Origin of the sequence: Streptomyces sp. NPDC007991 (assembly GCF_042958445.1) — a bacterium.
Classification (GTDB): Bacteria; Actinomycetota; Actinomycetes; order Streptomycetales; family Streptomycetaceae; genus Streptomyces.
The window spans coordinates 174,046-197,520 of sequence record NZ_JBIBJD010000013.1 but is presented as its reverse complement, the minus strand read 5'-3'; the positions used below and the strand labels follow the sequence as shown (position 1 = coordinate 197,520).

17 protein-coding genes are annotated in these 23,475 nt (G+C 71.6%); 5 read left to right on the top strand and 12 right to left on the bottom strand.

The annotated features are described in order from the left end of the window. Positions 1-148: 148 nt before the first annotated feature. The gene (locus ACFZDA_RS33480; RefSeq protein WP_391088920.1) at positions 149-1,120 is read left to right on the top strand and encodes an LLM class flavin-dependent oxidoreductase; all 972 of its coding nucleotides are present in this window, start codon (positions 149-151) and stop codon (positions 1,118-1,120) included. Positions 1,121-1,437: 317 nt separating this feature from the next. On the opposite strand, the gene ACFZDA_RS33475 is transcribed toward ACFZDA_RS33480, so the two are convergent. The 4 genes from ACFZDA_RS33475 to ACFZDA_RS33460 form a co-directional block, all read right to left on the bottom strand. Beyond that, on the bottom strand, positions 1,438-2,856 hold the full coding sequence (locus tag ACFZDA_RS33475; protein ID WP_391088918.1) for a sugar porter family MFS transporter: 1,419 nt from the start codon (positions 2,854-2,856) through the stop codon (positions 1,438-1,440). A 222-nt stretch (positions 2,857-3,078) separates the two neighbouring features. Next, entirely contained in the window at positions 3,079-6,657 is a 3,579-nt protein-coding gene (smc, locus tag ACFZDA_RS33470; RefSeq protein ID WP_391088917.1) for a chromosome segregation protein SMC, read from the bottom strand. A gap of 212 nt (positions 6,658-6,869) precedes the next feature. Continuing rightward, a complete protein-coding gene (locus ACFZDA_RS33465; protein WP_003993245.1) occupies positions 6,870-7,073 on the bottom strand; it encodes a hypothetical protein in 204 nt (67 codons plus the stop codon). Positions 7,074-7,454: 381 nt separating this feature from the next. After that, complete coding sequence (locus ACFZDA_RS33460; protein ID WP_391088914.1) at positions 7,455-7,736, bottom strand: acylphosphatase; 282 nt, start codon at positions 7,734-7,736, stop codon at positions 7,455-7,457. A gap of 161 nt (positions 7,737-7,897) precedes the next feature. On the opposite strand from ACFZDA_RS33460, the gene ACFZDA_RS33455 reads away from it, so the two are divergent. Together ACFZDA_RS33455 and ACFZDA_RS33450 are read left to right on the top strand one after the other, a co-directional pair. Further along, on the top strand, positions 7,898-8,998 hold the full coding sequence (locus tag ACFZDA_RS33455) for a CAP domain-containing protein (protein WP_391088912.1): 1,101 nt from the start codon (positions 7,898-7,900) through the stop codon (positions 8,996-8,998). Between the two features lie 71 nt (positions 8,999-9,069). After that, a complete protein-coding gene (locus tag ACFZDA_RS33450) occupies positions 9,070-9,468 on the top strand; it encodes a winged helix-turn-helix transcriptional regulator (RefSeq protein ID WP_391088910.1) in 399 nt (132 codons plus the stop codon). Here the strand turns inward: ACFZDA_RS33450 and mutM are convergent. From mutM to ACFZDA_RS33410, 8 genes are all read right to left on the bottom strand, one after another. Continuing rightward, positions 9,458-10,318, bottom strand: coding sequence for a bifunctional DNA-formamidopyrimidine glycosylase/DNA-(apurinic or apyrimidinic site) lyase (mutM, locus tag ACFZDA_RS33445; RefSeq protein ID WP_391088908.1), 861 nt, complete (start codon positions 10,316-10,318; stop codon positions 9,458-9,460). The genes ACFZDA_RS33450 and mutM overlap by 11 nt on opposite strands. 108 nt (positions 10,319-10,426) lie before the next feature. Beyond that, positions 10,427-11,278: a ribonuclease III gene (rnc, locus tag ACFZDA_RS33440; RefSeq protein WP_391088906.1), complete on the bottom strand. Its 852-nt coding sequence runs from the start codon at positions 11,276-11,278 to the stop codon at positions 10,427-10,429. 7 nt (positions 11,279-11,285) lie between these two features. Further along, complete coding sequence (rpmF, locus tag ACFZDA_RS33435; protein WP_003951102.1) at positions 11,286-11,459, bottom strand: 50S ribosomal protein L32; 174 nt, start codon at positions 11,457-11,459, stop codon at positions 11,286-11,288. Positions 11,460-11,461: 2 nt separating this feature from the next. Next, positions 11,462-12,106 carry a YceD family protein gene (locus ACFZDA_RS33430; RefSeq protein ID WP_391088904.1) on the bottom strand — a complete coding sequence of 215 codons (645 nt, stop codon included), beginning with the start codon at positions 12,104-12,106 and terminating at the stop codon, positions 11,462-11,464. A gap of 129 nt (positions 12,107-12,235) precedes the next feature. Then, positions 12,236-13,342, bottom strand: coding sequence for a cell division initiation protein (locus ACFZDA_RS33425; protein WP_391088902.1), 1,107 nt, complete (start codon positions 13,340-13,342; stop codon positions 12,236-12,238). Positions 13,343-13,463: 121 nt separating this feature from the next. Beyond that, positions 13,464-13,943, bottom strand: coding sequence for a pantetheine-phosphate adenylyltransferase (gene coaD / locus ACFZDA_RS33420; RefSeq protein ID WP_391089092.1), 480 nt, complete (start codon positions 13,941-13,943; stop codon positions 13,464-13,466). Positions 13,944-13,969: 26 nt separating this feature from the next. Next, positions 13,970-14,557 carry a 16S rRNA (guanine(966)-N(2))-methyltransferase RsmD gene (gene rsmD / locus ACFZDA_RS33415; RefSeq protein WP_391088900.1) on the bottom strand — a complete coding sequence of 196 codons (588 nt, stop codon included), beginning with the start codon at positions 14,555-14,557 and terminating at the stop codon, positions 13,970-13,972. 109 nt (positions 14,558-14,666) lie between these two features. Next, positions 14,667-17,918 (bottom strand): helicase-related protein, encoded by a 3,252-nt coding sequence (locus tag ACFZDA_RS33410; protein ID WP_391088897.1) that lies wholly within the window; start codon positions 17,916-17,918, stop codon positions 14,667-14,669. 190 nt (positions 17,919-18,108) lie between these two features. Between ACFZDA_RS33410 and ACFZDA_RS33405 the strand changes: the two genes are divergently transcribed. Both ACFZDA_RS33405 and ACFZDA_RS33400 read left to right on the top strand, forming a co-directional pair. Next, entirely contained in the window at positions 18,109-19,947 is a 1,839-nt protein-coding gene (locus ACFZDA_RS33405) for an HSP90 family protein (protein WP_391089090.1), read from the top strand. Continuing rightward, positions 19,944-23,462 carry a tetratricopeptide repeat protein gene (locus ACFZDA_RS33400; protein WP_391088895.1) on the top strand — a complete coding sequence of 1,173 codons (3,519 nt, stop codon included), beginning with the start codon at positions 19,944-19,946 and terminating at the stop codon, positions 23,460-23,462. Before ACFZDA_RS33405 ends, ACFZDA_RS33400 begins: the two co-directional genes overlap by 4 nt. Positions 23,463-23,475: the final 13 nt, after the last annotated feature.

The window sequence follows — 23,475 nt, the reverse complement described above, 5'->3', positions numbered from 1 at the left end:
CGCGTCCAGTATCAGTCATGGGGCCCCGGGTCACGCGGCTTGTGCCGCCCTCCCGGCTCCAGGGCCGCCGGATCTCCACACCCCTGGATGTCTGACGCCCCGTCAGCTAACGTCCTCCGGACACCCGCCCGGTGGAGGGAGACGCCCCATGCCCGTCTCGGTCGTACGCTTCAACCTCGTCGCTCCCGGGGCCGCCCCCGCCGAGCTCGGCGCCCGTTACCGGGCGGCCCTGGAGATGGCCTCGTACGCCGACGACCGGGGCGTGACCACCGTGCAGACCGAGGAGCACCACGGGGCCGGCAACAACTGGCTGCCGTCGCCGTTCGCCTTCGCGGGGGCGGTCTTCGGCGCGACCCGGCGTGTCGCGGTTACGGTCTCGGCGGTCATCGGCCCGCTGCACGACCCGCTGCGGCTCGCCGAGGAGATCGCCGTGCTGGACCTGCTGAGCGGCGGCCGGCTCGTGACGGTCGCCGGGATCGGATACCGCCCCGAGGAGTACGAGCTGTTCGGGGTGGACTTCGCCCGGCGCGGGCGGCTCCAGGACGAGCTGCTGGAGACGTTGCTGAAGGCGTGGACGGGCGAGCCCTTCGCGTTCCGGGGCCGCACGGTCCGCATCACCCCGCGTCCGTCCACCGAACCGCACCCGCTGCTCCTGGTCGGCGGCTCCTCCAAGGCGGCCGCCCGCCGGGCCGCCCGGCTCGGCCTGCCCTTCTTCCCGAGCGCGCATCTGCCTCAGCTGGAGGCGTACTACAAGGAGCGGCTCGTCGAGTACGGCACCGAGGGCTGGGTGATGATGCCCGCCGCCCAGACGCCGCTGCTGCATGTGGCCGAGGATCCGGACCGGGCGTGGGCTCAGTACGGGGAGCACTTCCTGCACGAGGCGCGGACGTACGCCTCCTGGCAGTCGGGCGGGGTGCGGTCCGCGGTGAAGTCGGCCGCGGTGACGGTTCAGGAGCTGCGGGCCGAGGGCGTGTACAGGATCCTGACGCCGGACGCCTGTGTGGCGCTGGGCCTGGACTCCTATGTGCTGCATCCGCTGGCGGGCGGGATGCCGGTGGACGAGGGGTGGCGCAGTCTGCACCTGTTCTGCGAGCAGGTGCTGCCCGGGCTGGCGGGCTGACGCCGCCGGTTTCCGCCCCCGGGGGGTGCTGCGACTCAGCCGGCTTCGAGGCCTGGCGCCGGACGGGGTGGGGTTCTCAGGCAGTGCGCTCGCTGGGCGCCCGGCACCTTCCGGTCCTGGCCGAGGACAACAGACTCACTGCCGCGGAACATCGAGGCGACCGCCCCGCGCGCCCCGGAGAGCGGTGCCGGTGTCCTGATCCGGTGAACGACGGACCGCCGCCCCGGCTCGGGCAGTGGCCGAACCGGGGCGGCGGCGGGTCACGGGGAGGGGGCAGCGGGGACCTTGGCCCTCCTCCCCGAGTGTGCGGGACGGGCTCAGCCCATCTCCTCCAGTGCCTTGCCCTTCGTCTCCTTGACGAACTTCAGGACGAACGGGATGGAGAGCGCGGCGAAGGCCGTGTAGATCACGTAGGTCGCGGAGAGATTCCAGTCGGCCAGCGACGGGAAGCTCGCGGTGATCGCCCAGTTGGCGATCCACTGCGCGGCCGCGGCCACACCCAGGGCGGCGGCACGGATCCTGTTGGGGAACATCTCGCCGAGGAAGACCCAGACGACGACACCCCAGGACAGGGCGAAGAAGAGGACGAAGACGTGCGCCGCGATCAGGGCGATCCAGCCCTGCGTGGCGGGCAGCTTGCCGTCGACCAGGTGGTACGAGAACGCCCAGGCCTCCAGCGCCAGGCCGACGACCATGCCGACCGAGCCGATGATCGCGAGGGGCCGGCGGCCGATGCGGTCGACGAAGATCATCGCGATGACGGTGCCGACGATGTTGATGATCGACGTGGTGAAGGAGTAGAAGAACGAGTCCGTCGGGTCGACGCCGACCGACTGCCACAGCGTCGAGGAGTAGTAGAACGCGACGTTGATGCCGACGAACTGCTGGAAGACCGACAGGCCGATGCCGACCCAGACGATCGGCTTGAACAGGAAGCCGCCGCCGAGCAGGTCCTTGAAGCTGGACTTGTGCTCGCTCTTCATGGCGTGCTCGATCTCGGTGACCCGGGCGTCCAGGTCGACGCCCTTGCCCTCGACCTCGGTGAGGATCTCCCGGGCGCGCTCGTGCTTGCCGACGGAGATCAGGAAGCGCGGGGACTCCGGGATGACGAAGGAGAGCAGCCCGTAGAGGACGGCCGGGACGACCATGACGCCGAGCATGACCTGCCAGGCCTCAAGGCCCATCAGCTTGCCGCGCTGGTCGCCGTCGGCGGCGTTCAGTACACCCCAGTTGACCAGCTGCGACACGGCGATGCCGATGACGATCGCGGCCTGCTGGAAGGAGCCGAGCCGGCCGCGGTAGGCGGGCGGGGCGACCTCGGCGATGTAGGCCGGGCCGATCACCGAGGCCATGCCGATGGCGAAGCCGCCGACGACGCGCCAGAAGGCGAGGTCGTACAGGGCGAAGGGCAGGGCCGAGCCGACGGCGCTGATCGTGAAGAGGACCGCGGCGATCTGCATGCAGCGGATGCGGCCGATGCGGTCGGCTATGCGGCCGGCGGTCGCGGCGCCGATGGCGCAGCCGATGAGGGCGATGGCGATGACCTGGGCGAGGGCTGCGGAGCCGACGTCGTAGCGGTCCCGGATGGCCTCGACGGCGCCGTTGATCACGGAACTGTCGTAGCCGAAGAGGAAACCGCCCATCGCGGCCGCCGCCGCGATGAAGATGACATGCCCGAGATGCTCGGGATGAGCCGCCCTGGCTCCTGACTTGGCCGCCTGCGCTGTGCTGGTCACGTGTACTCCTCGGGCCACCGGCAACGCTGCCGGAGCGAATCAGCCTTCGAGGTGCCACCTGAAGGTACCTGAAGGTAAAAGGAACGTTGCCGAGACTATTCGTTCAAGTTTCGAAGTCAATAGATCAGTGGCTCTGAATCTGAGGCAGGATTGTGACGGTGATGTGTTCAAGTATTGAAGTCATCGAGAGCCGCAGGTGAGACCGGTGTAGAGCACACACACCTAGCGGAGACGCTGGCTGATGACCTTCGACACACCGTCGCCCTGCATGGAGACGCCGTACAGCGCGTCGGCGACCTCCATCGTGCGCTTCTGGTGGGTGATCACGATCAGCTGGGAGGCTTCCTGGAGCTCCTGCATGATCCGGATGAGCCGCTGGAGGTTGGTGTCGTCGAGGGCGGCCTCGACCTCGTCCATGACGTAGAACGGGCTGGGCCGTGCCTTGAAGATCGACACGAGCAGCGCCACGGCGGTCAGCGACCGCTCCCCGCCGGAGAGCAGCGACAGCCGCTTGACCTTCTTGCCCGGCGGACGGGCCTCGACGTCCACGCCCGTGGTGAGCATGTTGTCGGGGTCGGTCAGCACCAGCCGCCCCTCACCGCCCGGGAACAGCCGGCTGAAGACGCCCTCGAACTCCCGGGCCGTGTCCCGGTAGGCCTCGGTGAAGACCTGCTCGACACGCTCGTCGACCTCCTTCACCACCTGGAGGAGATCCGCCCGCGTCTTCTTGAGGTCCTCCAGCTGCTCGCTGAGGAACTGGTGGCGTTCCTCCAGCGCCGCGAACTCCTCCAGGGCGAGCGGGTTCACCTTGCCGAGCTGCTGGTAGGCACGCTCGGCGGCCTTCAGGCGCTTCTCCTGCTCGGACCGGAGATACGGCCTGGGCCGGTTGCGCGGGTGCTCCGGGTCCTCCGGCAGCTCCTCGCCCTCGGCGGGGGGCGAGGGCGGCACCAGCTGATGCGGTCCGTACTCCGCCACCAGTCCGGCCGGTTCGACACCCAGCTCCTCCAGCGCCTTGGTCTCCAGCTGCTCGATCCGCAGCCGCTTCTCGGCGCCGAGTACCTCGCCGCGGTGGACCGAATCCGTCAACTTGTCGAGTTCGGCCTTGAGATCGCGTCCCTCGGTGCGGGCGCGGGCGAGTTCCTGTTCGCGGCGGGCCTTGGCGGCCTCGGCGGCGGTGCGCTCCTCGTCGGCGCGGGCCAGGGAGACCTCGACGTGTGCGAGCAGCTGCCGGGCGCCCGATCCGACGGCCTCGGCGACCGCCGCCTCGTGCCGCAACCGGGCCCGTCGCTGCTCGGCACGCGCGCGTGCCTCGCGCTCCGCCCGGGCCGCCCGGTCCAGGGAGTCGGCCCGTCCGGCCAGGCCCTTGACCCGTTCCTCGTGCGTACGGACCTGGAGACGGGCCTCCATCTCCGTCTGGCGCGCGTTGGCACCGTCGGCGGCGAGCCGGTCCCGTACGGAGGTGTCGGGCTCCTCCTCGATCGGCATCTCCTCGGCGACGGCGAGCCGCTCGGCGAGTTCCTCGACCTCGTGCAGCGCCTTGTCGAGGGCTTCCTGGGCGCGGGCCGCGGCGGCGGTGGAGCGCTCGGCCTCCCCCGCCGCACCCCGTGCCTGCCCGGCGAGCCGGCCGAGCTGCTGGGCGACGGCGGACTTCTCCCGGTCGGCGGCCCGGCGCCGCTCCCCCAGCTCCTCGACCAGCGCGGCGCACTCCCTGCGGCGTTCCACCGCAGCCTGCTGGGCCTCGGTCAGCTCCTCGCAGCGGACGGCCAGCTCTTCCAGCTCCGCGGCCGCCTCGTCGACGGAGGCCTGGACTTCGAGGAGGCTGGGGGCGCCTGCGGAGCCGCCGTGGGCGAAGTGGGCGCCGAGGAGGTCGCCTTCGGCCGTTACGGCGGTGAGGTCGGGGTGGGCGTATACGAGGTCTTCGGCGTCTTCGAGGGTGTCGACGACGACGATTCCTTGCAGGAGGCGGCGTACGGCGGGCATGAGGTCGGCGGGGCAGCGGACCAGGTCTGCGGCGAAGGTGTGTCGTGCGTCTGCGGGTCCCTGCGGGCTGGTCGCGCAGTTCCCCGCGCCCCCAGGGTGAGCATCTCCTGCCAGGAGCAGAGATGCCCGGCCGCCGTCCTGTTTGCGCAGGAGTCTGATCGCGTCTGCTGCCGAGGCCGGCGTAGTGACCGCGATCGCGTCCGCCGCCGCCCCGAAGGCAGCGGCGACAGCGACCTCGTGGCCGGGGGTCACCGTCAGGAGTTCCGCCGCCGGGCCGAGGACGCCGGACAGGCGGTCCTTCGCCGCGAGCAGTATCCCGGTGCCGTCCTTGCGGCGCAGGCCGAGTGCCAGGGCCTCATGGCGGGCCTGGGTCGCGGCGCGCTCGCGTTCCGCCGCCGTGGTCGCCTCGCGGGCAGCCGTGAGGGCGGCCTCGGCCTCGGTGAGCCGCTGCTTGGCGACCTCGTGCTGCCCGGCGAGTTCCGCGTCGCCGGCGTCGAGGCCGTCGACCTCGGCCTTGAGGGCCTCGTACTCCTCCTGGGCGGCGACGGCACGTTCCTGTGCCTCGTCGCGGGCGGCGGCCAGGCGTTCGATCTCGGCCTGGGCGGAGGCGGCGCGGGAGCGGGCCGCGTTGACCTGGCCGCTGAGCCGGGCCAGGCCCTCGCGCCGGTCGGCGATGGCGCGGGCGGCGTCCCTCAGGCGCCGTTCCTCCTCGGTCAGGGCGCGCTCCAGCTCGGCGCGGTGGGCGACCGTGTCCTCCAGGGCGCGTTCGGCCGCCTCCAGGGCCGCTTCCAGCTCGGCCTCCTGCTCGCGGATACGGGCGGCCTCGCGCTCCAGATCCTCCGGGTCCCGGCCGCGCCGTTCCTCGGGGGGCGCGGAGGTGGCACTCTTCACCCGGGCGTCGGCCAGCGAGATCGTGCCGCGCACCCGCTCGGCGAGCTGGGAGAGTTCGTACCAGGTCTGCTGCGCGCGCTGGAGGCGGGGCGTGAGCTGCCGTACCTCGTCCTCCAGGAGCGCCTCGCGCTGGAGCGCCCTGCGCAGCTCGCGCTCGGCGGCCTCCTTGCGCTCCTTCAGGGCGGCCTCGTCGGCGACCTCGGCCTTGAGGGCTTCACGCAGCCGTACGAGGTCGTCGGCCAGCAGGCGCAGCCGGGCGTCGCGCAGGTCGGCCTGGATGACGGCGGCCCGGCGCGCGACGGCGGCCTGGCGGCCGAGGGGCTTGAGCTGCCGTCTCAGTTCGTCGGTGAGGTCCTGCACGCGCGCGAGGTTGGCCTGCATCGCGTCCAGCTTGCGCAGCGCCTTCTCCTTGCGCTTGCGGTGCTTGAGGACGCCGGCGGCCTCCTCGATGAAGGCGCGGCGGCCCATGGGGTCGGCGTGCAGCACGGAGTCGAGCTGGCCCTGTCCGACGATGACGTGCATCTCGCGGCCGATGCCGGAGTCGGAGAGGAGTTCCTGGATGTCGAGGAGGCGGCAGGTGTCGCCGTTGATCTGATACTCGCTGCCGCCGTTGCGGAACATGATCCGCGTGATGGTGACCTCGGCGTACTCGATGGGCAGGGCCCCGTCGGAGTTGTCGATGGTCAGGGACACCTCGGCGCGGCCCAGCGGGGGGCGGCCGGTGGTGCCGGCGAAGATGACGTCCTCCATCTTGCCGCCGCGCAGCGACTTGGCGCCCTGCTCGCCCATGACCCAGCTGAGCGCGTCGACGACGTTGGACTTGCCCGAGCCGTTCGGTCCGACGACGCACGTGATGCCCGGCTCGAACCGGAGTGTGGTCGCCGATGCGAACGACTTGAACCCGCGGAGGGTCAGGGCCTTGAGGTGCACGCCGCTGGACTCTACCGCCCGGGTTCGTCTCACTCCATGAACCCACGGTTTCGCCGCTGAACGCGCAGGGCACACCAGACGTTAAAGACAGTGAAAGGATGCGCGGGGGAAAGAAAGAAGGGACGCCAGCGGCGTCCCTTGCACTTCTGACAACTCAGCGGTTGTGACGGGCGGCCCAACCACTGCGGTGCTGTTGTGGAGCGGTGCAGTGATCAGGTGAGCGCAGGCTCCGCCTGGTGTGCGTCAACGCTCTCCATGATCCTGTCGTGAGAAGCGGCAGCCGTCAGCGCTTCGTTCTCAGCCTGGATCCGTACGAGCTCGGATTCCAGGTCCTGGACACGCTGCTGGAGCCGTCGCATCTCGGCGAGGAGTCGAGGGTCGGAGCCGCCGACGTAACCGAGAAGCGCCTTTGCCATGATGGATGGTCCTCCACAATGAGTGACCGACCGATGCGGTGTGGGTCGTGAGGGATTCCGCACCCGCAGTCTTGGCAGGGCCTGGAGTTGTGCTGCCGTTCAGCCATGCCAAACAGCTAGGTGCGCGGGGTGCTTTCAGCGTCTCACCAAAAAGTTTGACGGTCAACACGATCACGCCCCGTATTGGCGGCGACCCGGGCGCGCACGGCCTGGAACGGCGGTGCCAGCGCTTCTGCGGGGCCTTCGGGGCGTGGCGATCATCCTTGCGGGTGCGGCCTGCCAAGGCAAGTGATTCTCGGCAATCACCAGCAAGTTTCCGTTCGGGGAGGCCCTCGGCGAGCGGTCCGCGGACGGGCCCGGGGGCCTCCCGGCGGTGTGGGGTCAGCGGATGGCGAAGCCCTCGTAGCCCCCGCGAGGTGTGTCCCAGATCTCGGTGACGCCCACCACGCGGCCGGGCGTGTCGTCACTCTGGAGCCACTCCAGCAGACCTTCGCAGCCCTCTCTCGCGCCTTCCGCGACCACTTGGACGCGTCCGTCGCCCAAATTGAGAGCAAAACCACTCAGGCCGCCGATCTCCAGGGCCTTGGCCCGCGTGAACCAGCGGAAACCCACACCTTGGACGCGTCCACGCACCCAGGCGACCAGTCGCACATCCTCACTCATGACTGCAACCTAACCGCGCGAACCCTCTGTGGGCACTTCCTCCTCTTGCGCCATGCGGTACCGTCCCCACCCAACGAATCTCATATGAAACTCACACGATCGAGTGAGTTTGGTGTTGATCTCGAGGACGAGTCGACCGCCAGGACGAGGAAGGCCAGGACATGGGACGCCACCGACGCTCCGCCGCCGGCCGTGCCGCGACGGGTCGCGCCACGGGGATCACGCAGGCCGACGGCTCCGTGGCAGGCCACGACCCGCTGCACTCCCCCTCGACGGACGGCGCGGAGATGGGCATCGCGCCCTACCTGAACCCCGAGGCGTACGCCGGCAGCTACGCGAAGAGCGAGGCCTACCTGTTCGACACGGCCGCCTTCGCCAGTGACGGCTTCACACCCGACGGTGGCGCCCGGCGCTCCGGCTCGCACCGCCGCCGCAAGAAGGCCGCTCGGCCGATGCGCACCGGGTTGCTCGGCGTGTCCGCGGCGGTCGCCCTCGGCACGGTCGCGGTGGCGACGGGTGCGGTGCCCGGCCTCGAGAACTTCCAGCTCGGTGGTGGCGGCGGCGCCGACAAGGTGCAGGCCGGGGACACCCCGACGAACAGCCCGATCGAGCAGGGCGGCACCACCGGCAGCGCCGACGACCGGGACGGTGCCCCCACGAGCCGGGACGCCGAGCGCTCACTGTCGCCGTCGCCGTCCGCCTCGAAGTCGTCGGCCGCGCCGACGAAGACACCTCAGAAGACGGAGAAACCGGAGAAGACGCCGGAAAAGGCGCCCGAGAAGAAGGCGCCGGCGGCCACTCCCCGTGAGAAGCCGGACACCACCCCCTCCCGTACGGCCACGAAGGCGCCGGTGAAGCCCAGCGCGCCCGCCGCCCTGTCCAAGGAGTCCGCCGCCGCGGCCCAGGTGCTCAAGCTCGTGAACGAGGAGCGGGCCAAGGTGGGGTGCAGCGCGGTCGCCGCGAACAGCGCGCTCACCGAGCTGGCGCAGGACTACAGCGAGGCCATGGCCGCGCGGGGTTTCTTCGACCACACCGACCCGGACGGCAGGACGCCGTGGGACCGGGCCGGGAAGGCCGGGATATCCAACCTCGGCGGGGAGAACATAGCCCGCGGCCAGGCCGACGCCGCGGCCGTGATGGATGCCTGGATGAACAGCCCCGGCCACCGCGCCAACATCCTGAACTGCGACTTCAAGACGCTGGGCGTCGGTGTCGAGTTCGGGTCGGGCGGCCCGTGGTGGACGCAGGACTTCGGGTACTGAGCCCCGGCGTTGCACTAACCAATGCTTAGCGCAATCTGATGGTCAGCGCTGCGCTGGCGTACGCTGGGAATATGACCACCACCCAGGAGCCCACTGCGGGCCTGGACGAGCTCGCGTACAACGTGTTCGCCAAGGCCTGCCCCTCGCGCGGCACGCTGGAGCACGTGACGGGCCGCTGGGGCGCACTGACGCTGGGCGCCCTGTACGAGGGTTCGCTCCGCTTCAACGAACTGCGCCGCCGCGTCGACGGCGTCAGCGAGAAGATGCTCTCCCAGACGCTGCACGCGCTGGAGCGCGACGGCCTGGTGCACCGCGAGGCGCAGCCGACCAACCCGCCCCGCGTGGACTACGAGCTGACGTCGCTGGGACGCGGCGTGGCCGAGCGGCTGCTCGCCCTGATCCACTTCGTGGAGGGCAGCATGGACGAGGTCATCGCCGCGCGCGAGCGGTACGACTCCGCTAAGGCGTGATCCGCGGCGGGCGCTGGCACTTCGGGCAGTAGTAGCTCGACCGGTTCATCCAGGGCCGGCGGCGTATCGGGGTGCCGCAGCGTCGGCAGGGCAGTCCCTCCCGGCCGTACGCGTCGAGCGACCGGTCGAAGTAGCCCGACTCGCCGTTGACGTTGACGTACAGGCTGTCGAAGCTGGTGCCGCCCACCGCGAGGGCCGCGTTCATCACGTCCCGCACATGGCCCAGGAGCAGCAGACTGCGCGGGCGGGTGAAGGTCGTGGTCGGGCGCTCGTAGTGGAGGCGGGCGCGCCACAGCGCCTCGTCCGCGTAGATGTTGCCGACACCGCTGATCAGCGACTGGTCGAGCAGGGCCCGCTTGATCGTGGACCGCTTGCGGCGCAGCGCCCGGTGGAAGGCCTCGTCGTCGAAGAGCGGATCGAGCGGGTCGCGGGCGATGTGCGCGATGACGTCGGGCAGGCCGTCGGAGGTGTTGTCGTGCAGCGACAGGCCGCCGAAGGTGCGCTGGTCGACGAAGCGGAGTTCGGTGTCCAGGGCGTCGGTGAAGCGGACGCGGATGCGCAGGTGCTTCTCGTCCGGGGCGGTCTGCGGCTGGACCAGCAGCTGGCCGCTCATGCCGAGGTGGGCCAGGATCGACTGGTCCGTGTCCTCCAGGGGCAGCCACAGGTACTTGCCGCGGCGGCTCGGGGTGCCGATGCGGTGCCCCTTCAGGCGGTGCGCGAAGTCGTCGGCGCCCGCGAGGTGGCGGCGCACCGCGCGCGGGTGCAGCACCTCGGCCTCGGCGACGGTCCGGTGGGCGACCCACCGCTCAAGACCGCGCCGTACGACCTCGACCTCGGGCAACTCGGGCATGGGGATCCCCCGTCACAAACCTGCGGACGATCCGAGCGCCCGCCCCCGGGCAGGGGCGGGCGCTCGGGTGCGCTGTGCTGCGGCCGCCGGGTGCGGGCGGCCGGCTCGTCAGCCGTCGACGCTGCTGCCGTCGACGACCGTCTGGGCGGTCTGAGCCGCCGCCGTCTGCGTCGCCTCGGCGTCCTTCGCCGCCTTGGCGCGCTCGTCCGCCGCGGCCCGGATGGACCGCCACGCGGACTCGGCGGCCTGCTGCTCCGCCTCCTTCTTGCTGCGGCCGGTGCCGGTGCCGTACGAGACGCCTCCGACGCGGGCGGCAGCAGTGAAGGTCTTCTCGTGGTCGGGGCCGGTCTCCGTGACCAGGTACTCGGGCACGCCGAGCCCCTCGGTCGCGGTGAGCTCCTGGAGGCTGGTCTTCCAGTCCAGGCCGGCTCCGAGGTTCGACGACTTCTCGATCAGGGGGTCGAACAGGCGGTGCACCAGCTCCGCCGCCGAGTCCAGGCCCTGGTCGAGGTAGACCGCGCCGATCACCGCTTCCAGGGTGTCGGCGAGGATGGACGCCTTGTCCCGGCCGCCCGTGCCCTCTTCACCCCGGCCGAGCCGGATGAAGGAGCCCAGGTCGAGCCCGCGGCCCACCTCGGCGAGCGCACGCGAGTTCACCACCGCGGCCCGCAGCTTGGCCAGCTGGCCTTCGGGCAGGTCGGGGTGGGTGCGGTACAGCGTGTCCGTGACGACCAGGCCGAGCACGGAGTCCCCGAGGAACTCCAGACGCTCGTTGGTCGGCAGACCGCCGTTCTCGTATGCGTACGACCGGTGGGTCAGTGCTCGCACCAGAAGGGCGGACTCGAGCTTGTAGCCGAGCCGCCCTTCCAGAAGCGTGTGGGACGAGGCCTGGTTGTCCGCCGTTGCGCTTCCGCTCACGCGGGAAGACTTGTTCTTAGGCGTGGACACAGTGCCTCTCACCAGCCGCTCAGACCTCGAGGACCTGGCGCTTGTTGTAAGTGCCGCACGAGGGGCACGCGATGTGCTGCTGCTTGGGCTCGTGGCAGCGCTCGCACGCAACCAGGGTGGGGACCGCAGCCTTCCACTGCGACCGGCGGTGGCGCGTGTTGCTGCGCGACATCTTCCGCTTCGGAACAGCCACGGCTACTTCTCCTGCTTCTCGTCGACGCCAGGTTCGGCGCCGCTCATCTCGTCCTTCTCGCCGTCCTTCATGGTGCCGGCGAGTCCCTGCAATGCCGCCCAACGGATGTCGACGGCGTCGTGGTGGTGGTCCGGGTCGTCTGCCAGCCGTGCGCCGCACTCGGCACACAGACCAGGGCAGTCTTCCTGGCACACCGGCTGCATCGGCAGTGCGAGCACCACCGCATCACGCAGCACGGGCTCGAGGTCGAACAGGCCGTCCTCGAGGAAAAGCCTGTCCTCGTCGTCCTCGGCGTCGTCGCCCGGTTCCGCGATCACACGGCCCCGGTCGTCGGCGTCAGGGTACGAGAACATCTCCTGGAACTCCGCTTCGACGTCGAGCTGAAGCGGCTCCAGACACCTTACGCACTCCCCCTCGGCGGCGGCACGGGCGGTGCCTGTGACGAGCACCCCTTCCATGACCGACTCCAGGCGGAGTTCGAGCTCCACCGGGGCGCCTTCCGGCACTCCGATGACTCCCTTGATACCGAGGTCCTTGGGACCGTCGACCGTGCGGGTCAGGCGCTGTAGCGCACCGGGCCGCCGGCCCAGCTCGTGTGTGTCGAACACGAGGGGGTTGCGGTGGTCGAGGCGGGCGTTCAGGGCCATTCCTGCTTTCGGTCTGCTGAGCTGAGGGAGACGCCGCCCTTCGGTGTTCCCGGGCAGCGGTGATCGCGGACGTACGCGCGACCGAAGAGCCAGGATACTGGACCTTTGCCCGTCGGCCCAATCCGGTGCTCAGCCGTTGCCGCGGCCCTGCTCGTAGGCCCGGAGCTGCTCGGCGCTGATCATGCCCGTGTCGAACAGGCTGGTCTCGTCCAGGGCGTATTCCTGGTGGCTCTGATGCCCGTGCTGGGGCTGCTGGGCCTGCTGTGCCTGGTTCGGGTCGTAGGCGGCCTGCTGGGGGTCGTAGCCCGGGTAGGCGTAGGGATCCGCGTGCTGGTAGCCGTACGGGTCCTGCTGGGCGGCGTACGCCTGCTGCGGGTAGCCGCCGTAGGGGTCCGGCTGCTGCTGGATGGGGGCACCTCCCGCCGGAGCGTAGCCGGAGGTGGGGGAATAGGCCGGCTGCGGCCGGCCGTAGTCCTGCTGCTGGGCGGGCTGCTCGGCCGGGGGCTTCTGGTCCGAGAGCGCGGCCAGGTCGGCGAGGTAGTCGGCGTCGCTGGAGTGCTGGACGGTGCTGGTGTCGTCGGCGAGAGAGCCGAGGTCGTCGGTGGCGATCCGGCCGTGCAGCTTCTGCCGGCCGCGGCCGACGGCGTCCAGGGTCTTGGCGAGGACCGCCTCGAAGGCGCCGAGCTTGACGTCGACGTACTCGTCGGCGCTGCGGCGCTGGGTCTGCGGGTCGTGGCTGCGCTCGGGGGCGTCCTCGTCCTCGTAGCCCTGCTCGTCGGTGCCGGGGCCGGTGCCGGTGCCGAGGAGCTTCTCGCGGCCGCGGCCGACGGAGCCGAGGGTCTTGGTGAGGACGACCTCGAAGTTGGCGAGCTTGGAGTCGACGTACTCGTCGGCCTCGGCGCGGATCTCCTCGGCCTCCTGGCGGGCCTCGGCGAGGATCCGGTCGGCCTCGGCCTGGGAACGGCGGGCGACCTCGGTGTCGGAGATCAGTGAACCGCGCTCGGCGTGCGCGGCCTGGATGATCCGCTCGGCCTCCTGGCGGGCCTGTTCGACCATCTGCTCGCGGTCGCCGATCAGCTCCCGGGCCTGGGCGAGGGAGCCGGGCAGCGCCGTGCGCAGCTCTTCCAGCATGGAGAGCAGTTCGGCGCGGTTGACCACGCACGAGGCCGACATGGGCATGGACCGGGCGCCGGACACCGCGGCGACGATCTCGTCGAGCTTCTTCTGCACGTCCACCGTGTGCTCGCCACTCTCTACAGATGCGTTGGAGACGGACGGGACGACTGTACGGCCAGGGGGACGCCGGGGAACACCGGGTGACGGCCTGTCAGGGCCCGGTGGGGCGCCGGGGGCGGGTTCAGTCCTGCCGCAGGCGCTCGGCGAGGGCCTGGAGGACCTCCGCCGGAACCAGGTGCGACACGTCGCCGCCCCAGGTCGCGACCTCCTTGACCAGGGAGGACGACAGGAAGCTGTAGGTGGGGTTGGTGGGGATGAAGAGGGTCTCCACGCCCGAGAGGCCGTTGTTCATCTGGGCCATCTGGAGCTCGTAGTCGAAGTCGCTGACCGCGCGCAGGCCCTTGACGATGGCGGGGATGTCGCGCTGCTTGCAGAAGTCGACGAGCAGGCCGTGGAAGGCCTCGACGCGGACGTTGCCGTACTCGGCGGTGACCCGGCGGATCAGGTCGATCCGCTCGTCGATCTCGAACAGGCCCTTCTTCGACTGGTTGATCATCACCGCGACGTAGACCTCGTCGTACAGCCTGGAGGCGCGGGAGATGATGTCGAGGTGTCCGTTGGTGATCGGGTCGAACGACCCGGGACATACGGCGCGGCGCACTTGTGATCCCTCGCTCTCCGGTCCGGTCATCGTGCGTCTTCGCACGTAGAGGCGGCGCGACCGTACCAAAACGTTCCCTCGCCGTAGCGACGGGCCCGGAGGGCTTCGAAACCCTCGGGCCACCGGAATTCACCGCCTCTGGTGCTGCGCTCCACGGTGACGAGGGCTTCTTCGGCGAGCCAGCCTTCCGTGCGGAGTGTGAGGAGGATCTCGCGAAGATCGTCGTCCGTGACGGCGTACGGCGGATCGAGGAAGACGAGGTCGTAGGGCTCGCCGGGGGGTGGTGTGCGGATGATCTGTTCCGCTTTGCCTGATCTGACCTCGGCGCCGGGGAGGCGGAGGTTCTTCACGTTCTCGCGGACCGTGCGGGTCGCTCGCGCGTCGGCCTCGACGAGGAGGGCGTGGCCTGCGCCTCGTGAGAGGGCCTCCAGGCCTACTGCGCCGGAGCCGGCGTAGAGGTCGAGGACGCGTTCGCCTTCCAGGGGGCCGCCGAGGAGGGATTGCCAGGTGGAGAAGAGACCTTCGCGTGCGCGGTCCGAGGTGGGGCGGGTGCCGGTGCCTGGGGGTACTGCCAGGCGACGCCCGCCGGCTGTGCCGGCGATCACGCGGGTCATCTGTGGTCCTTGGGTGTGGGCGGCTTCAGGTATCAGTGTGGCTGGTCGTGCCCGCGCGGCGGTAGCCGCATATGGACTACGGCCCCGTGCCCCTCGGGGGCCATGCCTGTCACCCCTTTTCCAGGTACTGCTCCCTCTCCTCGTCCAGGAGGGCGTCCAGTGCCGTCCGCAGGGCCGGCAGGTGGGTCAGCTCCGGGTCCTTCGCCACGACGGCCACCGCCTCCTGTCTGGCCTCGGCGATGATCTCCTCGTCGTCGATGACGGCGAGCATCCTCAGGGAGGAGCGGGTGCCCGACTGGGCCTGGCCGAGGACGTCGCCCTCGCGGCGTTGTTCCAGGTCGATGCGGGAGAGTTCGAAGCCGTCGAGGGTCGCGGCGACGGCGTTCAGGCGCTGGCGGGCCGGGCTCGCCTCGGGCATCTCGGTGACCAGGAGGCACAGGCCGGGGGCCGAGCCACGGCCCACGCGGCCGCGCAGCTGGTGGAGCTGGGAGACGCCGAAGCGGTCCGCGTCCATGATCACCATGACCGTGGCGTTGGGGACGTTGACGCCGACCTCGATGACCGTCGTGGCGACCAGGACGTCCGTCTCCCCGGCGGCGAAGCGGCGCATGACCGCGTCCTTGTCGTCGGGCTGCATACGGCCGTGCAGCACCTCGACGCGGAGGCCCTGCAGGGGGCCCTTGGCGAGCTGGTCGGCCACATCCAGGACGGCGAGGGGCGGGCGCTTCTCCGCGGCGTCCTCGGGGGACCCGGGGGGCTCGGAGGGCTTCTTCTTGCCGGCCTTCTTCGGGTCGTCCTCCTCGTCGCCGATGCGGGGGCAGACCACGTACGCCTGATGGCCGTTGCCCACCTCCTCGCGGACCCGTTCCCAGGCGCGGGACAGGAAGTGGGGCTTGTCGGCGGCCGGGACGACATGGCTGGCGATCGGCGAGCGGCCGGCCGGGAGCTGGTCCAGGACGGAGGTCTCCAGGTCGCCGAAGACCGTCATGGCGACCGTGCGCGGAATGGGCGTGGCCGTCATGACCAGGAGGTGCGGGGGCTGTTTGCCCTTGCCGCGCAGGGCGTCGCGCTGCTCGACGCCGAAGCGGTGCTGTTCGTCGACCACGACCAGGCCCAGGTCGTGGAACTGCACCTTGTCCTCGATCAGCGCGTGTGTGCCGATGACGATGCCGGCCTCGCCGGTGGTGAGGTCGAGCAGGGCCTGACGGCGGGCGGCCGCGCCCATGGAGCCGGTGAGCAGCACCACCTTGGTGGCCTGGTCGGCCCCGCCCAGCATGCCGCCCTCGGCCAGCTCGCCCATCATCTCGACGATCGACCGGTGGTGCTGCTGGGCGAGCACTTCGGTGGGCGCGAGCATGGCGGCCTGGCCGCCGGCGTCGACCACGGCGAGCATGGCGCGCAGGGCGACCATGGTGTTGTGGGTGACGGTGAAGTTGTCGGTGACGTAGGCATGGCTCGGGTGGGCGACGCTGATGCACTGGACGGGCTTTCGCCCCACGTACTCGACCGCCCGGATGCCGCGTCGGAACGTGTTGTCCTTCGGCCTCGGACGCACACGTTCCGCTTTGCGGTTCAGCCGGAACGGGGCGTAAGCGTCCGGCAGGGACACCTGCACGTGGTACGCGGCCTGCTTCGGCAGCACGCGCGCCCGGCCGCCCAGAGAACGCACGAGCCATGCGACGTCCTCCGCGAGGCGGCGCGAAGCCGAGCAGAGGGAGATACCCATGCCGTCGGCCTGGACAGTGCCGCCGGTGTCCAGAAGTCCCTGCAACACGGCGAGACGGTCCTTGATCGGAGCGTTCTTGAAATCCTGAGGGACGAACGTGTCGTGGGACGTCGTCCCCCAGAGGCGCAACTCGCGCAGGACCTGGATCACCGGGTTGCGTACGCCTCCGGCACGCTGCTTGAGCTGGATCGTGCAGTCACGGTGTGATCCCTTCACCGGTACCAGCCGGCATTCGGGCGCTACCGCCGCCGACACCGCGTCACGGATCTCGTCGTCGACGGTGGAAAGACGGAGATCGCGCCGGAATGAACCGGCCCCCAGGAGCAGCCCGATCAGGTATGGGTCGAGGGGAAGCCCGGCGTCGCCGCCGAGATCGACCGGCTTCGCCGGCGGGATGTACCACTTCGAGGACCCGTCGGCCCCGAACGTGTCGAGACGGATCTCCCGGGTCGTCATGACCTTGGGAGCCTGACCACGGTGCCAACCGGAGCTCGTGCCGACGATCCAGAGATGCTCGTCGTCGCACTCGACGGAACTGCCGTCGGACAGAACCAGGCGCCAGACATCGCGCTCCCCCTGAGGAAAGACGCCATCGATCAGCGCGATGCCCCCCTCCGGCACCACCACCTCGTCGCCCACCCGCAGATCCCCCATGGCACGGAAGCCCGTGGGTGTGAGCACCAGCGAGTCGAGGGGCTGGGCCTTGCCCGATCCGACCTCCCCCTGCAGCAGCCGGTGCATCGGGTGGTCCGTGGCCAGGTCGTGGAAGATCTCCCGGGAGACGCGCTGCTGGCCCTCGGTGAGGGTGAAGGGGAGGCGGGCGTCGAAGGCCGTGAGGAGGCCGTCGGGGGTGGGCTTGCGGGGGACCGCGGGGAGCTGGGCGTCCGCGTGGCGGCGGCGGGCGAGGGCGACCTGGAGGACGAAGGCCTCGTCCCACTTGAGGCGGGCGCGGGCGTCCTCGATGTCCGCCTTGGTGTGCGGGCGGTGGATCTTGAGGAGGGCCTCGGGGAGCGGGATCAGGCCGCGGCCCCGGCGCAGGCTCTCCGGGAGCGGGTCGACGGCCTCCTGGGCCGTGGGCAGGACCGTCTGGAGCGCCTTGCCGATCTTCCAGGACTCCAGTTTGGCGGTGGCCGGGTAGATCGGGATCAGGGCGCCGGCCCATGTCTCGACGGACTCCTCCGGGTCGCCTCGGAGCAACTCATAGGCCGGGTGGGCGAGTTGGAGGCGGCGGTTGAAGACGGAGACCTTGCCCGCGAACATCGCGCGCGTGCCCGGCAGGAGCTCCTTGTGGGGCTTGTGAACGCCGTTGCCGAAGAAGACCAGTTGGAGGCGGCCGCTGCCGTCCGTGATCGTGACCTCCAGGCGCTGGCCCTTGCCGCGCGGGGCCCTGGCGGAGGCGAAGGTGTGCAGGCGGGCGTCGGCGACCTGGGCGACCACCGTGACGTGCTCGTCCATGGGCAGGTCGGCGAGGTGCGTGAGCTGGCCGCGCTCCTCGTATCTGCGCGGGTAGTGGTGGAGCAGGTCGCCGACGCTGCGCAGGCCGAGGTGCTCGGCCATCACCTTCGCGGTGGCGGGGCCGAGCACCGACTTCAGTGGTTGTTGCAGCGGTTCGTGAAGTGCGGGCACGAGATCCATTGCACACCACACCACTGACAATGCCGTAGAGGCCGCGGCGGACGGTGCCGTATACGTCTCGGAAACCCCTGGTCAGGCGGCTGGCTCGGGCCTTAGGATGACGCGCTCCCGGCCACCTTTTCGCGGTCACCGCCTCACCGGGACCGCCCGACCCCGCGCCGTCGCGAGTCCCCCCACCGGCGCCGTGATGATGGACTCCCAGATCTCACAGCCATCCCAGGCCTCCCGTTCGCCCCAGTCACCTCATACGTTCCAGGTCGACCTGCGTGGTCTGGTGGACCTGCTCTCCCACCACCTCTACTCCAGTCCGAGGGTGTATCTGCGCGAGCTGTTGCAGAACGCCGTGGACGCCATCACCGCCCGACGCGCGACGGAACCCGGCGCTCCGGCCCGGGTGCGGCTGTCCGCGGAGGGCGGCACCCTGCGCGTCGAGGACACCGGTGTCGGGCTCACCGAGGCGGACGTGCACGACCTGCTCGCCACGATCGGGCGCAGTTCCAAGCGCGCCGAGGGCCTTCAGGAGGCGCGTTCCGACTTTCTCGGGCAGTTCGGCATCGGCCTGCTGGCCTGTTTCGTCGTCGCCGAGCGGATCCGGGTGGTCAGCCGCAGCGCCCGTACGCCCGGCGCGCCGCCCGTGGAGTGGACGGCGTCCGACGACGGTTCGTACACCGTGCGGACGCTGCCGGACGCCGAGCGCCCCGAACCGGGCACCACCGTGCATCTGGTGGCCCGGCCGGGTGCCGCGGAGTGGCTCGCGCCCGAGCGGGTCGAGGCGCTGGCCCGGGACTTCGGGTCGCTGCTGCCGTACGACGTCCGGGTGGGCGACGAGCCGGTCACCGACCTCCCGGCGCCCTGGGACCGGTCGTATCCGGGCCCGGCCGCCCGCCGCGTCGCCCTCGCCCGGCACTGCCACGAGCTGTTCGGCTTCACCCCGCTCGACACGGTCGACCTGTCCGTGCCGCTGGCCGGCGTCCGCGGGGTGGCGTATGTGCTGCCGTCGGCCGTCAGCCCGGCCCAGCGCGCGGGTCACCGCGTCCATCTCAAGGGCATGCTGCTGACCGAGCGGGCCGAACAGCTGCTGCCCGACTGGGCGTTCTTCGTGCGCTGCGTGCTCGACACGGACAGCCTGCGGCCGACGGCGTCGCGCGAGGCGCTGTACGAGGACGAGACGCTGGCCGCCGTACGGGAAGCGCTGGGCGAGCGGATCCGGGCCTGGCTGACCGGTCTGGCCGCCGGTGATCCTGAGCGGCTGGCCGCGTTCCTGTCGGTGCACCACCTGGGCGTGAAGTCCCTGGCCCGGCACGACCGGGAGATGCTGCGCACGATGCTGCCGTGGCTGCCCTTCGAGACGACCGACGGGCGGCTGTCCCTGGAGGAGTTCGCGCAGCGGCACCCGGTGGTGCACTTCACGCGGACCGTCGAGGAGTACCGGCAGGTCGCGCCGATCGCGTCCGCGCAGGGCATCGGCGTGGTCAACGGCGGCTACACCTACGACAGCGAGCTGGTGGAGGCGCTGCCGTCGGTGCGGCCCGGGGCCGTGGTCGCCGAACTCGACGCCGAGACGGTGACCGCGCATCTGGACGCGGTCGACCCGGCCGAGGAGCTGGCCCTGTCGGGCTTCCTGGGGGCGGCGCGGGCCCGGCTCGACCCGCTGGGCTGCGACGTGGTGCTGCGGGCCTTCCACCCGCTCTCGGTGCCCGCGCTGCACCTCGACGACCGGGACGCCCGGCACGAACAGGCCCGGGCAGACGCCGAGGCGCGGGCCGACGACCTCTGGGCGGGCATCCTCGGCTCCCTGCGCGGCAGCGCTCCCCGCGCGCGTCTGGTGCTCAACCATCTCAACCCGCTGGTGAGGCGGATCAGTTCGCTGCACGACCCGGAGCTGATCGGCACGGCCACGGAGTCGCTGTACGGGCAGGCGCTGCTGATGGCGCAGCGGCCGCTCAGGCCCGCCGACTCGGCGCTGCTCAACCGCGCGTTCATCGGCCTCCTGGAGTGGGCCACGCACAGCGAGGACGGTCAGGCATGAGCGAGATCACGGACTTCGACGCCCTGCGCCGGGCGATCGCGGAGAACTCCGAGCAGCCGGAGGGCCCGGCCCGCAACGCGCGCGCGGAGGAGCTGCTGACGGCGGCCGAGAAGCTGAACATCCCGCTCGCCGTGATCGAGGCGCTCGGACACCAGCTGAAGGTCTACAACTACAGCTCCGAGAAGGGGAAGATGTTCGTCCCCTTCGCGCGTCTGCTGCGCATGTGGGACGAACGGCCCGAGGACTTCGACGAGTACGAGACCCACTCGCTGCACTGGGTCTTCAAGTGGGTGTCGTCCGGCATGCTCGACCAGCCGCACATCCCGCTCGCGTCGATCGAGAAGTGGCTCGGCGAGATGGAGCACCGCTACCGGCTCGCCGGGCACTCCGAGCGGGCCGTGCGCAGCGCCGAGCACAGCGTGGCCGCGCATGTCGGGGACCTGGCGCGGGCCGAGCGGGCGTATGCCGCGTGGCTGGCCGCCGACCGGGACGCCATGGCCGACTGCCACGCCTGCGAACTGCACGGGCAGGGCTGGTGGCAGGCGGAGCGGGGCAGGGACGCGGAGGCGCTGGAGCTGTGGCGGCCGGTGCTGGAGGGCGAGTACGCCTGCGCCCACGAGCCGCACACGGCCCTCGCCTCCTCCCTGGTGCCGCTGCTGCGGCTGGGCCGCCTGGACGAGGCCCGCGCGAACCATCTGCGGGGCTTCCGGCTCGTACGGGCCATGGAGAGCATGCGCGGCGCGTACGCGGAGCACGTGGAGTTCTGCGCGCTGACCGGCAACGAGGCCCGAGGTCTGGAGCTGCTCGCGGAGCGGCCGGCGTACTTCACGGATGAGGGGCAGCCGCAGAGCAGGCTGGAGTTCATGAGCGTGGTGGCCCTGCTCATGGACCGTCTGACCGGGCTGGGGCTGGGTGACCGGCGGGTGCCCGGTCCGGCCGGCCGCGCGTGGACCGCCCGGGAACTGGCCGCGCACGCGCGTACGGAGGCCCTCGCCCTGGCGGCGCGCTTCGACGAGCGCAACGGCACGTCGTACGTCTCCGAGCGGGCCCGCGCGCGGATGGAGCGGCGCCCGCTGGCGGAGCGGCTGCCGCTGGGGGTGCGGTCGGTACGGCCGGTGCCCGCGCCCGCTCCCCCGGTGGTCACGTCCGCCGCGACCGAGAGGCCGGATCTGCCCGCCCTGCTGGCCGAGGCACGCCGGCTGTCCGACAACCTGCGGCCGGGCGCCGTGGAGGCGTGGGCGGCGGTCGCCGAGGCCGCGCAGGGCGTGGAGCTGGACCCGCGCGACCGCGCCGAGATCGCCGACCACGAGGCGATGGGCCTCGGCCCGGAGGGCACCGCGCTCTTCGAACGGGCCGCGGAGCTGTACGCGGCGGCGGGCGACCCCGGGGAGGCCCTGGCGGCACGCGCGCGTGCGGCGTACGTACGCGCTCTCGCGGGTGAGGTGGACGCGGCGCTCGCGGCCGTGTCCGGCCCCTACGACGAGATCCTCGCGCTGTACGCCGCCGGCGATACCGGGATACGGCAGACGGCGTCCGTCCTGATGGCCCGGGCCCGGATCCTGATGCGCCGGGCACACGCGGCCGGGGCCGAGGCGGCCCGGGACAGTGACGCCGAGGACCACGGCCCGGAGCCGACTGCGGCCCACGCCGAGAGCCGGGGGCCGGATGCGGTTCCCGGGGAGGGCACGGAAGCGGCCGGCGACGAAGCCGCGGGCCCGGCTCAGGAAACGGCCCTCGACGACCACACGGACCCGAGACCGAAAACGGATCCGGGCCAAGACACAGGCCCGAGGCCGGAAACAGACCTCGGCCGGGACACGGGCCCCAGGCCCCAGACGGTTCCCGGCGACGGCAGGGGCGCCAGGCCGGAAGCGGCCGGCGACGAAGCCGCGGGCTCGGCGGCCCTCGACGACCACACGGGCCCGAGGCCGGAAACGGATTTCAGCCAAGACACTGGCAAGCCCGAGACAGTCCTCGGCGAAGGCACGGGCGCCAGGCCGGAAGCGGCCGGCGACGAAGCCGCGGGCCCGGCTCAGGAAACGGCCCTCGACGACCACACGGGCCCGAGGCCGAAAACGGATCCCGGCCAAGACACAGGCCCGAGGCCGGAAGCGGACCTCGGCCGGGACACGGGCCCCAGGCCCCAGACGGTTCCCGGCGGCGGCGCGTGCTCCGAGCCCGGCTCGGTGCTCGCCATGGCCGAAGCCGCCGTGCGGGAAGTCGTCGCGCTCGTCGACGGGCGGGCCGGTCAGGACGTGCGGCTGGCCGCGCGGGGTGCCGAGGCGCAGGCGATGCTCGCCGAGCTGGCCGGACTGGGCGGGGATCTGGAGAAGGCCGCGGGGCTGTTCGCGCGGGGCGCGGCGGCGTTCGTCGCGGCGGGGCTGCCGTGGTACGCGGTGGAGTACGAGGCCCGGCTGGCCTCCCTGGCCCACCACCTCGGCGACCTGGCGGAGGCGGAACGGGCACTGCGCGCGGCCCTGGAGCACGGCGGCGCCCACCTGGAGGCTCCCGGACGGGCCCAGCTGCACCTCCAGCTCGCCGAGTTGACCGGCGGCCGGGGCGAGGTCGTCGAGGCCGCCCGGCACGCCCTGGAAGCCGCCCACTGGGCCGACGAGGCGGGCGAGGGCGCGACGCTGGGCGCCTGGGCCCGGCAGCAGCTCGGCGGGTTCCTGCTGCGGCAGAGACGGTGGGCCGAGGCCGCGGAGGTCCTGGAATCGGCGCTGCCCGACCTGACCGCCGAGACGCACGGCGACGGGGCGGTCGTGCAGACACAGTGGTGGCTCGGTGACTGCCTGAGCGAACTCGGCGAGCACCGCGCTGCCGCCGAACGGCGTCTGCAGGCCGCCGAGATCGCCCGGCACTGGCCCGAACAGCACGACCACGCGACCCTCGCCCATCTGGCCGGGGAATCCCTCGGGCAGGCCGGACTGACCGACGAGGCGGACCGGGCCTACGTACGCGCGGGCGACCTGTGGCGCGAACTCGGCAACGTCCACGGGCTGATCCGGGCCCTGCGCGCCCGCGCCTGGCTGGCGTTGCGCGAGCGGGACGGCCTCGACGAGGCGCGCGCCCTGATGGCGGAGGCGGTCCGGGAGTGCGAGGCGGCACGGAACACGGCGGCCGACGCGGAGCCCCGGCAGCGGCTCGTCGCCGAACTCGGCCACACCCACCGGCAGTTCGGCGACCTGCTGGCCCGGTCCGGCTCCGAGAGCGACGCGGAGGGCTCGCCCCCGGCCGTGTTCGAGGAGGCGCTGCCCCAACTGCTGCGGGCGGCCGAGGTGTTCGCCTCCCTCGGGGACGCCGCCGCCCTGCACAGCCGCACCGGCGCCGAACTCGCCGCGGGGTGGCTGGAGATCGAGCTGGGCCGTCTCACCGACGCGAGGGCACGCGCGCGTGCGGTGCTGTCGGCGTACGACGGACCCCACTGGGCGCAGGACGGCGACGGCGAGGCGGTGCGGGCCCGGCGGGCGGAGGCCGAGCACCTGCTCCGCGTCGCGGCGCAGGACCAGGACTGAACCACCCGGCACC

What these genes read in the sequence shown, in the direction of transcription:
- ACFZDA_RS33480 (WP_391088920.1), top strand. Translation starts at nt 149, where the DNA reads ATGCCCGTCTCGGTCGTACGCTTCAACCTCGTCGCTCCCGGGGCCGCC.
- ACFZDA_RS33465 (WP_003993245.1), bottom strand. Translation starts at nt 7,073, where the DNA reads ATGGCAAAGGCGCTTCTCGGTTACGTCGGCGGCTCCGACCCTCGACTC.
- ACFZDA_RS33460 (WP_391088914.1), bottom strand. Translation starts at nt 7,736, where the DNA reads ATGAGTGAGGATGTGCGACTGGTCGCCTGGGTGCGTGGACGCGTCCAA.
- ACFZDA_RS33455 (WP_391088912.1), top strand. Translation starts at nt 7,898, where the DNA reads ATGGGACGCCACCGACGCTCCGCCGCCGGCCGTGCCGCGACGGGTCGC.
- ACFZDA_RS33450 (WP_391088910.1), top strand. Translation starts at nt 9,070, where the DNA reads ATGACCACCACCCAGGAGCCCACTGCGGGCCTGGACGAGCTCGCGTAC.
- mutM (WP_391088908.1), bottom strand. Translation starts at nt 10,318, where the DNA reads ATGCCCGAGTTGCCCGAGGTCGAGGTCGTACGGCGCGGTCTTGAGCGG.
- ACFZDA_RS33430 (WP_391088904.1), bottom strand. Translation starts at nt 12,106, where the DNA reads ATGGCCCTGAACGCCCGCCTCGACCACCGCAACCCCCTCGTGTTCGAC.
- rsmD (WP_391088900.1), bottom strand. Translation starts at nt 14,557, where the DNA reads ATGACCCGCGTGATCGCCGGCACAGCCGGCGGGCGTCGCCTGGCAGTA.
- ACFZDA_RS33410 (WP_391088897.1), bottom strand. Translation starts at nt 17,918, where the DNA reads ATGGATCTCGTGCCCGCACTTCACGAACCGCTGCAACAACCACTGAAG.
- ACFZDA_RS33405 (WP_391089090.1), top strand. Translation starts at nt 18,109, where the DNA reads ATGGACTCCCAGATCTCACAGCCATCCCAGGCCTCCCGTTCGCCCCAG.
- ACFZDA_RS33400 (WP_391088895.1), top strand. Translation starts at nt 19,944, where the DNA reads ATGAGCGAGATCACGGACTTCGACGCCCTGCGCCGGGCGATCGCGGAG.